This window comes from Methylocystis sp., from assembly GCF_046349115.1.
Classification (GTDB): Bacteria; Pseudomonadota; Alphaproteobacteria; order Rhizobiales; family Beijerinckiaceae; genus Methylocystis.
The window spans coordinates 225,473-240,215 of sequence record NZ_JAXMCX010000004.1 but is presented as its reverse complement, the minus strand read 5'-3'; the positions used below and the strand labels follow the sequence as shown (position 1 = coordinate 240,215).

The following is a 14,743-nucleotide window of genomic DNA, read 5'->3' as shown; positions in this document are numbered from 1 at the left end:
CTGCTCTCTCTCTGGACAAGCCTGCAAGCAGTCCTCATCCTGAAGAGCCGCCGAAGGCGGCGTCTCGAAGGACGAGGACGGCGGTGGTTAACGGCGCGAGCGTCTACATTCTGCTCTGCGCCGACGGCAGCTATTACGCCGGTCTGACGCGCAAGGAGGTCGAAACGCGGGTCAGCGAACACAATCTCGGGATCAACGCCGATTACACGACGCGGCGCCGACCCGTGAAGCTGGTCTGGTCCGAACATTTTGAACTGCTGACGGAGGCCATCGCGACGGAGCGCCAAATCAAGGGCTGGAGCCGCGCCAAGAAGGACGCGCTGATCCGCGGTGATTATGACGCGCTGCCGGCGCTGGCGGCGCGCAGAAACAAGAAGGGCGGCCCCAAGCAGCCCTCATGTTGAAGCGCCCATAAGCAGTCCTCATCCTGAGGAGCGCCCGTAGGGCGCGTCTCGAAGGACGAGGACTGCGCGATTCAGAATTCGCGCTTCGCAGGAAGCGGCGCCGATTGTCCGCTACTGGAGTCGGCCCCTCGTCCTTCGAGACAGCCGCTACGCGGCCTCCTCAGGATGAGGGGCCTTATGTTGCGCAGTTTTTAAGTAGAACTTCTGAACATTTATCCCGCGCCTGAAAGCAGTCCTCATCCTGAGGAGCCTTGGATTGCGCAGCATTTTTGTGGACATGCCCCGATCGCTTGTCGCGCTACAATAACCGCGCCACCAAGCAGTCCTCATCCTGAGGAGCGCCCGCAGGGCGCGTCTCGAAGGACGAGGACTTCTCTTCCCCTTCACTTCTTTTTCTTTGCCGCCTTGTGCTTTGCTTGCGCCAAATCAGATCCCGCCACCGACTTCACATCTTTAGAAGATGTCTTGCTTCTGAGAAGTTTCGAAGCTTTCGATGCATCACGTTTCGAAGTCGACATATTGATCTCCAAATGACAGGCTCGCGCCATTTTGTGAGATTTGCGAATTCTCGTAACAAAGTACCTATAACATTGCTCACGAACACCCCGTCGTCGCCCCGCACGTCTCGCATTTCAGACACGTCCCGTTGCGGACCAGCGTGAAATTGGCGCACTCAGGGCAGGCTTCGCCGACATAGCCTTTCATGCGCGCTTCGGCGCGTTTTTCGGCGACGCCGGTGACGGTCTTCGTCGGCTCAGTCCAGCCGAGCGACGACAGGGCTTCCGCCTCGCGCACGACTTCCGGCGTCGGCTCCGACCTCAACGCGGTCGCGCCGCCGCCCTGCACCACCATCAGCCGGTCGGTCTTGGAGCGCAGCAATCCGCGCGAGACGACGGAATTCGTCTCAGGCGCCTTGCCTTCGTGCTGGCCTTTGCCGAGCACGTCATGGCCGATGTCGTCGGGCGAGACATGGGCGAGATCGTTGCGGCCGAGATAGGAGACGGCGAGTTCGCGGAAGACATAGTCGAGGATCGACGTGGCGTTCTTGATCGCGTCATTGCCCTGCACCGGACCCGCCGGCTCAAACCGCGTGAAGGTGAAGGCGTCGACATATTCTTCGAGCGGCACGCCATATTGCAGGCCGAGCGAAATGGCGATGGCGAAATTATTCATCAGGCTGCGGAAGGCGGCGCCTTCCTTATGCATGTCGATGAAGATTTCGCCCAGGCGTCCGTCGGCATATTCGCCGGTGCGCAGATAAACCTTGTGGCCGCCGACCGCCGCCTTCTGCGTATAGCCCTTGCGCCGGTCGGGGAGCTTCTCGCGCTCGCGGATCACCTGATGCACGACGCGTTCGACGATGCGCTCGGCGATCGCCGCGGCGCGCGCCGGCATTGTCGCGGTCACGACTTCCTCAATCGCGTCCATCGTGTCGATGTCGTCGTCGCCGGCGATAAGCTGCGCGGAGAGCGGCTGCGAGAGCTTGGAGCCGTCGCGATAGAGCGCATTGGCCTTGAGGCCAAGGCGCCAGGACAGAAGATAGGCCTGTTCGCAATCCTCGATCGAGGCGTCGTTCGGCATATTGATGGTCTTGCTGATCGCGCCCGAGATGAAGGGCTGCGCCGCCGCCATCATCCGGATATGCGACTCGACGGAGAGATAGCGCTTGCCGGTGCGCCCGCAGGGATTGGCGCAGTCGAACACCGGATAATGCTCGCGCTTTAAGTGCGGCGCGCCTTCCAGAGTCATCGCGCCGCAGACATGGATATTTGCCGCTTCGACCTCTGATTTCGCGAAGCCGAGATGCGAGAGAAGGTCGAAATTCTTGTCGTCGAGCGAAGCCGCCGGAACTTTGAGCGTCTCGGAGAGGAAATCGGGTCCGAGCGTCCATTTGTTGAAGACGAATTTGATGTCGAAGGCGGAGGGTAGCGCCGCCTCGATCGCGGCGATTTTCTCGTCAGTAAAGCCGCGCGCGCGCAGACTTGCGGTGTTGATCGCCGGCGCGTTGGAGAGCGACGCGTGGCCGACGGCGTAAGCTTCGATCTCGGCGATTTCGCTCTCGCGATAACCGAGCGCGCGCAGACCCTCCGGCACGGCGCGGTTGACAATTTTGAGATAGCCGCCGCCGGCGAGCTTCTTGAATTTGACCAGCGCGAAATCGGGTTCGATGCCGGTCGTGTCGCAATCCATCACGAGGCCGATCGTGCCGGTCGGCGCCACGACAGTTACCTGCGCATTGCGATAGCCATAGAGTTCGCCTTGCGCCAGCGCTCTGTCCCAGGCGGCGCCGGCGCGTTCGATCAACGCTTGATCGGGGCAGGCGGCCTTGTCGAGCGGCACAGGCATGATTGCGAGTTTCTCATAGCCGACGCGTTCGCCATGCGCGGCGCGGCGATGATTGCGGATCACCCGCAGCATCGCCTCGCGATTCTCCATGAAGCGCACGAAAGGTCCGCGCTCCTTGGCCATTTCGGCGGACGTCGCATAGCAGACGCCGGTCATGATCGCCGACAGCGCGCCGGCGATGGCGCGGCCCGCCTCGCTGTCATAGGCGACGCCCGACGACATCAACAGGCCGCCGACATTGGCGTAGCCAAGCCCGAGCGTGCGGTAGTCGTAAGAAAGCTGCGCGATCTCCTTTGAGGGGAACTGCGCCATCAGCACCGAGATTTCGAGCACGATGGTCCACAGCCGCACGGCGTGTTCGTAGGAATCGACGTCGATGCACTTGGTCTCGGGATTGCGGAACTGCAGCAGATTGAGCGACGCGAGGTTACAGGCCGTGTCGTCGAGGAACATATATTCCGAACACGGATTCGACGCGCGAATCGGGCCGCCGGCCGGGCAGGTGTGCCAATCGTTGATCGTCGTATGGAACTGAATGCCGGGATCGGCGGAGGCCCAGGCGGCGTAGCCGATCTTCTCCCATAGCTCGCGGGCTTTTAGCGTCTTCGAAACCTTGCCGTCGAGGCGCTTGACAAGGCTCCAGTCGCCGTCCTTCTCGACCGCCTGCAAAAACTCATCGGTGACGCGCACCGAATTGTTCGAGTTCTGGCCGGAGACGGTGAGATAGGCTTCGCTGTCCCAGTCCGTGTCATAGGTGTCGAACTGGATGTCCTTATATCCCTGTTTGGCGAATTGGATGACGCGCTTGATGTAATTGTCCGGCACGTCGTTGCGGCGCGCGAGCTTGATCTCGCGTTTCAGCGCCGGATTGATCTCCGGGTTGAAGCAATCGTCGCCGGGCCCCTCGCAATTCACGCAGGCGCGCATGATCGCTTTGAGATGTTTCTTGACGATCTTCGAGCCGGTGACGAGCGAAGCGACCTTTTCTTCCTCCTTCACCTTCCAGTCGATGAACGCTTCGACGTCCGGGTGATCGATGTCGACGACGACCATTTTCGCCGCGCGCCGCGTCGTGCCGCCGGATTTGATCGCGCCGGCGGCGCGGTCGCCGATCTTGAGGAAGGACATCAGGCCGGAAGAGGAGCCGCCGCCCGAAAGCTTCTCCTTCTCGCCGCGCAGCTTGGAGAAATTGGTGCCGGTGCCGGAGCCATATTTAAACAGCCGCGCCTCGCGCACCCATAGATCCATGATGCCGCCGTCATTGACGAGATCGTCGGCGATCGACTGGATGAAACAGGCGTGCGGCTGCGGATGCTCGTAAGCCGACTTCGACTTCACCATCTTGCCGTTGGCGTAGTCGACGTAGAAATGGCCCTGGCTCGGCCCGTCGACGCCGTAGGCCCAGTGCAGGCCGGTGTTGAACCATTGTGGGGAATTCGGCGCCGCCATCTGCATGGCGAGCATGTAGCGAAGCTCGTCGCTGAACGCCTGGGCGTCTTCCTCGGTGTCGAAATAGCCGCCCTTCCAGCCCCAATAGGCCCAGGCGCCGGCGAGGCGGTCGAAGACCTGCTTGGCCGAGATTTCGGAGACGAGGCGCTGATCCTTGGGAAGGTTTGCGAGCGCCTCCGTATCGGCGACGGAGCGCCACAGGAAGGAGGGGACGGCGTTCTCTTCGACGCGCTTTAAGCGCGCCGGCACGCCGGCCTTGCGGAAATATTTCTGCGCCAGAACGTCGGCCGCGACCTGGCTCCACTGGTTCGGGACTTCGATATTGTCGAGGGAGAAGACGATCGAGCCGTCGGGATTGCGGATTTCGCTCTTCGTCACGCGGAAGGCGATATTGGCATAAGGAGATTCGCCAGACTTGGTGTAGCGCCGCTCAATTTTCATCGTTCCATCCCCTCAAGACGCAGGCGTCCGCCCGCGCGCAGCCGTTCGCCGGCCCGCGACGCAAATCTTGCCCAATTCGGAACTCGAAAGACGCGCGCCCTAAGATCGCGAACCGATGCGCCGCGATTGAAAGCACGCCGATAACGAGGATCACGCCCACGCAAAGCGACGCTCACGTCCGGCTGGCGCCGGAGACGGCCGAACTCCCTGGGGAACATTCGCCGCGTCGTCATTCCGTGAGCCTCCAGACTGCGCGAGTCTTCCGACGGCGTCAAGATGTAGTGGTCAAAAATTAAAAGAACGACAATATGTGGAAAATTTAGTGGATATTGGGGAAAATTCCAGTCGCCTGACGCCGAGCGTCGGCCATTCCGAGAGATTCGGCAAGCGGAGTCGGTTGATCCGCGCCGCGAGACGGGAGGCCGCCGCGGCCGCCGCTCGATGCGTGATACAAGCCTCGCCGCTCATTCAATGGCTAATGGGGTTTTCCAGATGCGATCTCGCTTTCTCGCAGGACTTGTATTTTCGATGACGGTCATGGCGGCGGGCATCCTGTCGCCGCGCGGCGCCGGGGCGGCTGACGCCGCCGGTGTGGCGGCCGCCAACAGCGCCTTCTACGCAGCCTTGAACAAGCTCTTCGTGGGCGACGTCGCGCCGATGCGCGAGGTCTGCTCGCATGCTGACGACATCAGCTACATGGGCCCGAACGGCCGATTCGAAATCGGCTGGGCGAATGTTTCCAAGGACTGGGACCGACAGGCGGCGCTCAAACTTGACGGGCATGTCGAGCCGGTCGAGATTCACGCCGTGGTCCGCGATGACCTTGCGGTCGTCAGCAATTACGAGCAGGGCGAAAATACCAATGCTTCGGGCAAGACCGAGCGCGTGCGCCTAAGGGCGACGAATGTCTACCGGCTGGAGCAGGGCAAGTGGAAGATGATCGGCCATCACACCGATCTGCTTCCCTATCTCGCGAAGTGACAGCGTCGAATCTGCGCCGACCGGTTCTCAGCGCCAGGCGGCGGGTTCCGTGCTGAGCGCGGGAAGCGCGCGTCTCGAAGGGCTATCCGAGTCTTCGGCTTCAATGAGTGATGCGAGGAGCGCCTGCACGCTCGCACGAGTCTCGACCGCGAGTGTTTTTCGGTCCCTGCCGCGCGTCGCGATCGGCGCGCCGAAGCTGACATGGCACTCAACCCGGTCGCGTTTCATCAGGCTCCACAGATGCGGCAGGAAGGTCATATCGCCGTACCAGCCGACATCGATCCTGCGCGCGCCGTCGCAATAGCCGATCGCGACAGGCGCGAGAGTCGGCGCTTCGCCGCGCGCGGCCATCTCTTCGAGTGGCGCGAAATGCGCCGAGCGAAAGGGCCGAACATCGGCGCCGTCGCTCGACGTGCCCTCGGCAAAGACGACGAGATCGCTCCCGCCGCGCAGCGCGCCGGCGAGTGCGTCATTGACGCGCGCGACATCCTGCTTTGCGCCGCGTTCGACGAAGATCGTGCCTTGCAACCGCGCCAGCAGTCCGAGCACGGGCCAGCGCGCGACCTCGCTCTTCGCCAGGAAGACGAAATGATAGAGGCTCGCGAGCGCGATAATGTCGGTCCATGACACATGATTGGCGACGACGAAGCGCGGCGCATGCGCGGGCAGGGCGCCCTGCGCCTCCACCTTGACGCCGATGACGGCGCAGACCGCGCGGCAGAAGCGCGTCTGGATCGCGTGCTGAACCGGCCAGCCGCGCCGGCGCGCCAGCGCTTGCAGCGGGACGAGAAAGATGAAAGCGCCGGTCAGCGTGATGACAAAGGCCAGGGCGCGCAAATAGGGCATGGCCCGCAGATGACGCTCCAGCAAGACGGTTGTGTGACTCCCGACGCATCCGCGCTTGACGCCGCCGCTTCAGGCGCCCTTATGTGCGGCCTGCCGCCCCACGCCGGCGGCCAAGGTCAGGCTTCTCGGGAGAACCTAATGACATTCGTGCTTGCGCGCCGCGCCTTTGCCGCTGCGGCCCTGTCGCTTCTTTCCGCCGGGTTGCTGGCCGGACCGGCCGTCGCGCATGGTCCGTCGCGACAGAAGGTCGTGGAAAAAATCGAGATCGACGCGCCCGCTGGCAAGGTCTGGGAGATCATTGGCAATTTTCAGGATTTGAGCTGGCATCCAGGCGTCGCCAAGGTGGAAGGGACCGGCGGCAATGGCGCCGACGCCAAGCGCAAGCTGACCTTGCAGAATGGCGGCGTCATCGACGAGTCGCTCACCAAATATGACGCCGACGGCAAGTCGATGAGCTACAAGATCGACGCCGTCGATGTGAAGGTGCTGCCGGTCAACAATTATTCGTCGACGATTTCGGTGAAGGACGAAGGCGGCAAGAGCGTCGTCGAATGGAAGGGCGCCTTCTATCGCGGCTTCATGAACAATGATCCGCCGCCGGAACTCTCCGACGAGGCGGGGGTGAAGGCGGTGACCGATGTCTACAAAACCGGCCTCGCCGCGTTGAAGGCCAAGGCGGAGGGCAAGTAAGCGCCGCGCCATGCGCCAAGCGCCCGTCGATATCGCCGTGACGCGCCGGCTTTTTCTTGGAGGCGCGGCGGCGCTCGTTTCGTCGCCGCCGCTCGCCGCGCTCGCGGCGCATGGCGCGTCGCCGCTCAAAGTGGTCGAGACGGCGATCCTCGACGCGCCGCCAGAAAAAGTCTGGGCGGTGGTTAGCGACTTCACGCACGCCGACTGGCTGCCCGGCGTCGCCCGCGTCGAAGCGTCGGGCGAAGACGTTCCCGATAAGGCGCGGCGCCGGTTGATCATGGCCGATGGCGGCGTCATCGACGAGCTTCTGACCAAGCGCGACGCCGAGCGGATGATGCTCGGCCTGCATCGCGAGGGCGACGATCCGAAGCGCCTGCCGGCGACCAATTACACCGCGCTGATCACTGTGCGGCCGGCGGAAGGCGGCAAGACCGAGGTCGAGTGGAAGGCGCGCTTCTATCGCGGCCATCCCAACAATGATCCGCCGCCGGAGCTCAACGACGACGTCGCCATCGCCGCGGTGACGGCGCTGCAGCGCGCCTATCTCGCCGCGCTGAAGGCGAAGGTTGAGGGGAAAGTTCCCTCTCCCCGCGAATAGCGGGGAGAGGGTTAGGGTGAGGGGCTTGGTGATTTTGCGAATCTATCGCGGATAATCGAATGGCTCGGAATAACGCCCCGGCCCCTCACCCCAGCCCTCTCCCCGTAAATGGGGAGAGGGGGCGGACTCGCGCCTTATTTGGCGCGCTCCTTTTTATTTCCTCCCCCGCGATCGCCGCGGAAGCTTTCGTCACCGCGCAAGGCGCCAATGCGCTCTCGATCGTCGATCTTTCCAGAATGGAGACCGTCGCGACGTTGCCGATCGGCGGCAAGCCGGCGGGGATCGCCGTGTCGCGCGACGGCGCGCGCGCTTTCGTCACCAGCCCCGAAGGCAAGTTTCTCACCATCGTCGACGCCGCGACGCGCAAGATCGAGAAGCGCATTCCTGTCGAAGGCGGACCGCTTGGCGTCGCGGCGAGTCCCGACGGCAGGCGCGTTTATGTCGCCGATCTTTACGGCCGGCGCCTCGTCGAGATCGATCTGACAAACGGCGCGCAGCGCAGCGTCGGCGTCGGCGCGATGGCGTCGGGCGTCGCCGTTACGCCGGACGCGCAAACGATCATCGTCGCCGACCGTGACGACAATGCGCTGTCGCTTATCGACGCAGCTTCTTTTACGCGCGTCGCGACCTTACCCGTCGGCAAACATCCATTCGGCGTGACGATCGACGCTTCCGGAAAGCGCGCCTATTCCGCCAATGTCGAGTCGGATGACGTCAGCGTCATCGATCTTGCCGCGCGCAAAGTGATCGCGACGCTCAAATGCGGCAGCCGGCCCTATACGGTGGCGCTCGCCAAGGGCCGAATCTTCGTCGCCAATCAGCACGGCGACAGCGTCAGCGTCTTCGACGCCGAGACTCGGGCGCCGCTCGAGACTCTGAAGGTCGGCGAATATCCCGAAGGCCTCGCCGCGAGCGCGGATGGCGCGCGCGTCTATGTCGCCAACTGGTTCTCGAACGAACTTTGGGCGCTCGACGCGCAGACGCTCAAAGTCGTCGGCAAGGCCGAAACCGGCGACGGCCCACGCGCCTTCGGCGCCTTCATCCGCGACGTCGAGTGATCTCGCCGTCATATGGCATTCGTTTGAACGGTTAGGCTGTCATTCCCGACGCGCGAAGCGCGATCGGGAATCTAGAGCAAAACTAGCATTCTTGGATCGGCTCTAGATTCCCGGTCAGGCCTTCGGCCTGCCGGGAATGACAGGGCCCGACGGATCAGGCGGAACTGGCGTCGCGGTTAAGTTCGATGTGCTCGGGCCGCACGCCGAGCCCGATGAGCCGCGCCGGCAGGCGGCGCAGCAGCGGCATGGCGTCGAACAGGCGCAGGACCAGCGGCGCCTCGAACGGCCTGTCGGCTGAGAGCACGCCGCGCACCACGCGATTCTGGATGAAGAGCTGAATCGCCTGCGTGACGCGCGTCGGAAATTCGCGTCGCCGCTGCACCAAAGCCACATCCGCATCGGTGAGGGCGTCGCCACGCAGTTTCGCGCCAAGTAGATTGGCGGCGGCGACGGGGTCCTGAATCGCGAGATTGACGCCGACGCCGCCGACCGGCGACATGGCGTGGGCGGCGTCGCCGATGCAGAGCAGTCCCGGCCGGCTCCATGTCTTGAGTCGATTGACCTGAACGGTGAGCAGACTCACGTCACTCCAATCCTTGAGCGCATCGACGCGATCGGCGAGGAAGGGCGTCAGCCGCGCGATCGACTCGCGAAACGCGCCGATGCCCTTCTCGCGCAGCTCCTGCGCGCCGCCTTTGGGAATGACGCAGCCGCATTGCCAATAGGTCCCGCGGTCGATCATCGCCAGCATGCGGCCGGGGGCGACGCGGCCGAAGCTTTCGTCCGGGTCGCTCTCCTTGCGCGGCAGCTTGAACCACAGCACGTCCATCGGCGCGCCAAAATCCTCGACGGGAAGCTTGGCGTCGTCGCGCATATGCGAACCGCGCCCGTCGGCGGCGATGACGAGCCGGGCCTCGATGGTCAATTCGCCGTCGGGCCCGGTGGCGGAAAGGCCGCGGACGCGGTCGCCGTCGAAGAGGAGTTTTTCGGCCTCCGTCTTCATCAACAGCCGAAAGTTCGGCAGGGCGCGCGCATGTTCGGCGATGAAATCGAGAAAATCCCATTGCGGCATGAAGGCGATGAAATTGCATTTGCCGGGCAGGCTCGAAAAATCCGCGACCTTGTATTGACGCTCGCCGATCCAGGCGGAAAGCGCATAGGCCTTGTGGTGCGGGAGACGCAGGAAGTCGTCGAGCAGGCCGAGTTCCTCCATCAGCCGCAGCGTCGAGGGATGGATCGTGTCGCCGCGAAAGTCGCGCAGAAAATCCGCGTGTTTTTCCAGCACGATCACGTCGACGCCAGCGCGGGCAAGGAGGAACCCCGCCATCAGCCCGGCGGGGCCGCCGCCGACGACACAGCATTGGGCGGAAAGGGTCTCGGACAAGCGGCGCTCCGTTTCTGGTCGCGTAAAGCGCGAGCGTGGGAGATGAATGACCCAAATCATTGCGGCGCCGCCGCAAGGCTGGACATTGACGCCGGCAGACGCAATAAGGGGCCTCGAAATTCGAGGACTCCCCTACATGTCCTACATCGTTCGATTCTTCACCTGGTGGAACCGCGCCACGCTCAGCACCGGCCTGTGGACGCTGCTTTACGGCGAGCGCGTCGGCGAAGACGAATTCGGCAATGTCTATTACCGCCGGCGCGGCGGCAAGATCGACAAGGCGCTCGGGATCGAACGGCGCTGGGTGATCTACAAGGGTTATTGCGAGGGCTCGGCCACGCCGCCCGGCTGGTACGGCTGGCTCCATCACACGGTGGACACGCCGCCGACCGACGAGACCTACCGGGCGCGCGCCTGGGAGCGTCCCCATCAGGAGAATCTGACCGGAACGCCGCAGGCCTACCGCCCGCCGGGGTCGCAGCTGGCGCTCGGCGAGCGTCCGCCGGCCGGGGGCGATTATTCCGCCTGGCGGCCGGAAGGCTGAGCGGCGGGCGCTCCTTGGAAACGCCTTTGTTGCCTGTTCTGGTCCCCCGCTCGGCGCGCAGCCGGCGGAGAATTTTGCGGTGAACGAATGAAATTGCCCCTGTCCCTGGCGCCAGCGGCCCTCGGGGCCTGGGCGCTTTTCGCGGCCGGCGCGTCTGCCGATCCGATCCGGCATCCGACCGCGGTGTTCGCCGGGCTCGACAAGACCACCGGCCGGATCATCAATTTCGACGTGGCGATCGACGAAACCGTGCAGTTCGGCGCGCTTCAGGTGACGCCGAAGGTCTGCAACACAAGGCCTCAGACCGAGACGCCGCAAACGACGAGCTTCGTCGAGGTCGACGAACTCATTCTCAAATCCGAGCGCGGGGCCGATCCGAAGCCGGAAGCCGCCAAGGCCGACGCCAAGCAGGAAGCCAAGCGCATCTTCTCGGGCTGGATGTTCGCTTCCAGTCCCGGCCTGCATGGCGTCGAGCACCCGGTCTATGACGTCTGGCTCGTCGACTGCAAAGGCGGCAAGGAGACCGCCGCGCCGCCGCCCGCCGAGGCGACAGCCGCGCCTGCGGCCCCGGCCGCCGAGGCTGAGACGACCGCCCCGCCCGATGCCGGCAAGAAGCGCCGCTCGCGCCGGGTCGAGCCCGAGGCGCCGCCGCCGATGGAAAACCAGCCGATCGGACCGGCCGATCAGGCGGCGCCCGCGCCAATCGATCCAGAGGCCGGCGAGGCGCCGCCCGAGCCGGCGCCGGCCGCGCCGCCCCCGCGAAAACGAAAGCGGCGCGGCGAGGAGGCGCCGCCCGTGCCGCCGGCGAATATTCCCTACTGAATCTTCAGCGCGGCAAGCGCCTTCGTTCCAGTCACGCGCTCGGATTTCGGCCAGACATAGAAGTCGGCTTTCGCCGTCAGCGCCCGTTCGAGGGCGCAATGATAGCCGTCCCGCGAAATCTCGATCGCGCCGAGCGAGGCGAGATGCGGCGTAATGAACTGCGTGTCGAGCAATTCGAAGCCGCCCACGCGCAGCCGCGCGACAAGATGGACGAGCGCGACCTTCGAGGCGTCGCGTTCGAGATGAAACATGCTCTCGCCGAAGAAGGCGCTTCCCAAAGCGACGCCGTATAGTCCCCCGACAAGCCGTCCCTCTTGGCGGCACTCCACCGTATGGGCGAAGCCGAGATCGAACAGCTCGCGATAAAGCCGACGGATTTCGGCATTGATCCAAGTGCGTTCGCGGCGGAAAGCCGGCGCGGCGCAGGCGTCGATCACCGCGTCGAAGTCAAGGTCGACGGCCACTTCGAAGCGATCCGACCTCACGGTCTTGGCCAGGGAGCGCGACACGGCGAAGCCGTCGAACGGGAAAATCGCGCGCCGCTCCGGATCGACCCAGTAAAGCTGATCGTCCTCGGCGCTTTCGGCCATCGGAAAAAGACCGATGGAATAGGCTCGAAGCAGGAGATGCGGGGTGATCGCGTAGGGAGCGTTGAGGCGCGACATTCCTTCAAGGATAGCGGCGCGAGACGGCCGCGCCACCCCGGCGCCCAGACTTTCTTTCAAAAAGGTCGGATTAATTTTTGGTCGCGCAGTCGAGCTTCCTGCCGCGCCGGGTCGCTAAACCAGTCGTCGTCGCCTACGTCGCCGATAATTTTCAGAAGCCCGGCTCGATGCCGCCCGTCGCCAAAAAATGCTCCAGCCAGTGAATGTCATATATTCCGTTCTGAACGTCGGCGTTGCGCACCAGCGTTCGAAACAGCGGCAGCGTCGTGTCGATGCCGTCGACGATGAATTCGTCGAGGGCGCGACGCAGCCGCATTAGCGCCTCGGTTCGGTTGCGCCCGTGAACGATGAGCTTGCCGATCAGCGAATCATAGTTCGGCGGGATGACATAGCCCTGATAGACCGCCGAATCGACGCGCACCCCGACGCCGCCCGGCGGATGATAATAGGCGATGCGTCCCGGCGACGGCCGGAAGCTGACTGGATGTTCGGCGTTCACCCGGCACTCGATGGCGTGACCGTAGAACCAGATGTCTTCCTGGCGCAAGGAGAGCGGCGACCCCGCCGCCACTCTGATCTGTTCGCAGACAAGATCAACGCCGGTGATCGACTCGGTCACCGGATGCTCGACCTGAATGCGCGTATTCATCTCGATGAAATAGAATTCGCCGTTCTCGTATAGGAACTCGATCGTGCCGGCCCCGGCATATTGCATGTCGCGCATGGCGCGCGCGCAGATTTCGCCGATCTCCATGCGCTGCGCGTCATTGAGCGCCGGCGAGGGGCTTTCTTCCCAGACCTTCTGGTGACGGCGCTGCAGCGAGCAGTCGCGTTCGCCAAGATGCACGGCCTGGCCCTTGCCGTCGCCGAAGATTTGAATCTCGATATGGCGGGGCTTGTCGAGAAATTTCTCGATGTAAACGGTGTCGTCGCCGAAGGCGGCCTTGGCCTCGGTGCGCGCGGTGGCGACGGCGATCCCAAGATCATGGGCGTTATGCGCGACCTTCATGCCGCGGCCGCCGCCGCCGGAGGCCGCCTTCACCAGAACCGGGAAGCCGATCTTTTCGGCGACCCGCATCGCTTCCTTCTCGCTCAGGATCGGCCCGTCCGAACCCGGCACGCAGGGGATGCCGAGCTTCCTGGCGGTCGATTTGGCCTCGATCTTGTCGCCCATCAGCCGGATGTGCTCGGACTTCGGACCGATGAAAGTGATGTTGTGCTCTTCGAGAATCTCGGCGAAGCGGGCGTTCTCGGAAAGAAAGCCATAGCCCGGATGCACGGCGTCGGCGCCGGTGATTTCGCAGGCGGAGAGCAGGGCGGGGATATTGAGATAGGAATCGCGCGCCGGCGCCGGTCCGATGCAAACCGACTCGTCGGCGAGCTTGACATGCATGGCGTCGGCGTCGGCGGTCGAATGGACGGCGACCGTCGCGACCCCCAATTCCTTCGCCGCCCGCAGGATGCGCAGCGCAATTTCGCCGCGGTTGGCGATGAGGATTTTGTCGAACATCCCTCGCCTACTCGATTACCAGGAGGGGTTCGCCATATTCGACGGGCTGGCCGTCTTCGACCAGTATCGCGGTCACGACGCCCGACTTCGTTGCGACGATGTCGTTGAACGTCTTCATCGCCTCGATCAGCAGGAGCTTGTCGCCGGCGGAAACGCGCGAGCCGATTTCGACGAAGGGTTTGGCGTCCGGATTCGGCCGAAGATAGGCGGTGCCGACCATGGGCGACTTCACAGCGTCGGCGAATTCGACGGCCGGCGCCGCGGCGGCGGGCGCGGAAGAGATCGCCGGCTTTGGCGTCGGGGGCGCAACCGCGGGCAAGTGGTGGATCGTCGGCGGCGGCGCGGCGACGACGCTCGCATGGACGGCGGCCGGCGTGCGCGCCGCGCGGATCCGCAGATCGCCTTTTTCCACCTCGAATTCGGTCAGATCGCTGCCTGCGACAAGTTCGGCGATCGTGCGCAGCAAATCGGCGTCGATGCCGGGCGCGCCTTGCGGCGCCGGCTTGCGGGTGGGAGCGCTGCGAGGCGGTTGAGCTTTTCGCGCCATATTTGTGTCAGCTCTTTCTCGGTTCGTTTTGAAAGACGGCTTCAAGGGCGAGGATGTAAGACAGCGGGCCGAAGCCGGCGATCACGCCGCGCGCCGCGGGCGAGATGAAGGAGTGGGCGCGAAACCTTTCGCGGGCGTGCACATTGGAAAGATGCACTTCGATGACGAAAGCGTCCGCGCCTTTGATCGCGTCATAAAGCGCGATCGACGTATGCGTCAGCGCGCCGGCGTTCAGGATGACCGGCGCGCCGGCGCCGCCGGCCTCTTGGATCCAGTCGACGAGATCGCCTTCGTGGTTGGACTGCCGAAAGACGAGAGAGACGCCGCGCTCGGCGCAACGCCGTTCGAGCGTTGCGCGGATTTCGTCGAGAGTCGCCGTTCCATATATCGCCGGCTCGCGACTGCCGAGAAGATTGAGATTGGGACCGTTAAGCACATGGACGGCTGACATAGCGCTT

At 63.9% G+C, this 14,743-nt stretch carries 14 protein-coding genes; 7 read left to right on the top strand and 7 right to left on the bottom strand.

What is annotated here, in order from left to right; genetic code table 11:
- Positions 1 to 83 precede the first annotated feature (83 nt).
- Positions 84 to 404 carry a GIY-YIG nuclease family protein gene (locus U1E20_RS13010; protein WP_409981044.1) on the top strand — a complete coding sequence of 107 codons (321 nt, stop codon included), beginning with the start codon at positions 84 to 86 and terminating at the stop codon, positions 402 to 404.
- 594 nt (positions 405 to 998) lie between these two features.
- Here U1E20_RS13010 and U1E20_RS13005 read toward each other — a convergent pair.
- Entirely contained in the window at positions 999 to 4,640 is a 3,642-nt protein-coding gene (locus tag U1E20_RS13005) for a vitamin B12-dependent ribonucleotide reductase (protein WP_409981043.1), read from the bottom strand.
- Positions 4,641 to 5,177: 537 nt separating this feature from the next.
- Here U1E20_RS13005 and U1E20_RS13000 point away from each other — a divergent pair.
- Positions 5,178 to 5,621: a YybH family protein gene (locus U1E20_RS13000; RefSeq protein WP_409981042.1), complete on the top strand. Its 444-nt coding sequence runs from the start codon at positions 5,178 to 5,180 to the stop codon at positions 5,619 to 5,621.
- Positions 5,622 to 5,648: 27 nt separating this feature from the next.
- On the opposite strand, the gene U1E20_RS12995 is transcribed toward U1E20_RS13000, so the two are convergent.
- The gene (locus U1E20_RS12995) at positions 5,649 to 6,491 is read right to left on the bottom strand and encodes a lysophospholipid acyltransferase family protein (RefSeq protein ID WP_409981041.1); all 843 of its coding nucleotides are present in this window, start codon (positions 6,489 to 6,491) and stop codon (positions 5,649 to 5,651) included.
- 114 nt (positions 6,492 to 6,605) lie between these two features.
- On the opposite strand from U1E20_RS12995, the gene U1E20_RS12990 reads away from it, so the two are divergent.
- From U1E20_RS12990 to U1E20_RS12980, 3 genes are read left to right on the top strand one after another with little or no spacing between them, the layout of a single operon-like run.
- The gene (locus U1E20_RS12990; RefSeq protein ID WP_409981040.1) at positions 6,606 to 7,157 is read left to right on the top strand and encodes an SRPBCC family protein; all 552 of its coding nucleotides are present in this window, start codon (positions 6,606 to 6,608) and stop codon (positions 7,155 to 7,157) included.
- 10 nt (positions 7,158 to 7,167) lie between these two features.
- A complete protein-coding gene (locus tag U1E20_RS12985; RefSeq protein ID WP_409981039.1) occupies positions 7,168 to 7,755 on the top strand; it encodes an SRPBCC family protein in 588 nt (195 codons plus the stop codon).
- Between the two features lie 59 nt (positions 7,756 to 7,814).
- The gene (locus U1E20_RS12980) at positions 7,815 to 8,813 is read left to right on the top strand and encodes a YncE family protein (RefSeq protein ID WP_409981038.1); all 999 of its coding nucleotides are present in this window, start codon (positions 7,815 to 7,817) and stop codon (positions 8,811 to 8,813) included.
- 154 nt (positions 8,814 to 8,967) lie between these two features.
- Here U1E20_RS12980 and U1E20_RS12975 read toward each other — a convergent pair whose 3' ends face one another.
- Positions 8,968 to 10,197 (bottom strand): FAD-dependent oxidoreductase, encoded by a 1,230-nt coding sequence (locus tag U1E20_RS12975; protein WP_409981037.1) that lies wholly within the window; start codon positions 10,195 to 10,197, stop codon positions 8,968 to 8,970.
- A gap of 136 nt (positions 10,198 to 10,333) precedes the next feature.
- Between U1E20_RS12975 and U1E20_RS12970 the strand changes: the two genes are divergently transcribed.
- Together U1E20_RS12970 and U1E20_RS12965 are read left to right on the top strand one after the other, a co-directional pair.
- Positions 10,334 to 10,741: an NADH:ubiquinone oxidoreductase subunit NDUFA12 gene (locus U1E20_RS12970; protein WP_409981093.1), complete on the top strand. Its 408-nt coding sequence runs from the start codon at positions 10,334 to 10,336 to the stop codon at positions 10,739 to 10,741.
- An 87-nt stretch (positions 10,742 to 10,828) separates the two neighbouring features.
- Positions 10,829 to 11,563 (top strand): DUF2155 domain-containing protein, encoded by a 735-nt coding sequence (locus tag U1E20_RS12965; protein ID WP_409981036.1) that lies wholly within the window; start codon positions 10,829 to 10,831, stop codon positions 11,561 to 11,563.
- Here the strand turns inward: U1E20_RS12965 and aat are convergent.
- The 4 genes from aat to aroQ all read right to left on the bottom strand — a co-directional run bounded on the left by aat (position 11,557) and on the right by aroQ (position 14,736).
- Positions 11,557 to 12,228 (bottom strand): leucyl/phenylalanyl-tRNA--protein transferase, encoded by a 672-nt coding sequence (aat, locus tag U1E20_RS12960; protein ID WP_409981035.1) that lies wholly within the window; start codon positions 12,226 to 12,228, stop codon positions 11,557 to 11,559. The genes U1E20_RS12965 and aat overlap by 7 nt on opposite strands.
- Positions 12,229 to 12,379: 151 nt before the next feature.
- On the bottom strand, positions 12,380 to 13,738 hold the full coding sequence (accC, locus tag U1E20_RS12955; RefSeq protein ID WP_409981034.1) for an acetyl-CoA carboxylase biotin carboxylase subunit: 1,359 nt from the start codon (positions 13,736 to 13,738) through the stop codon (positions 12,380 to 12,382).
- 7 nt (positions 13,739 to 13,745) lie between these two features.
- Complete coding sequence (gene accB, locus U1E20_RS12950) at positions 13,746 to 14,285, bottom strand: acetyl-CoA carboxylase biotin carboxyl carrier protein (RefSeq protein WP_409981033.1); 540 nt, start codon at positions 14,283 to 14,285, stop codon at positions 13,746 to 13,748.
- A gap of 7 nt (positions 14,286 to 14,292) precedes the next feature.
- Complete coding sequence (aroQ, locus tag U1E20_RS12945) at positions 14,293 to 14,736, bottom strand: type II 3-dehydroquinate dehydratase (RefSeq protein WP_409981032.1); 444 nt, start codon at positions 14,734 to 14,736, stop codon at positions 14,293 to 14,295.
- Positions 14,737 to 14,743: the final 7 nt, after the last annotated feature.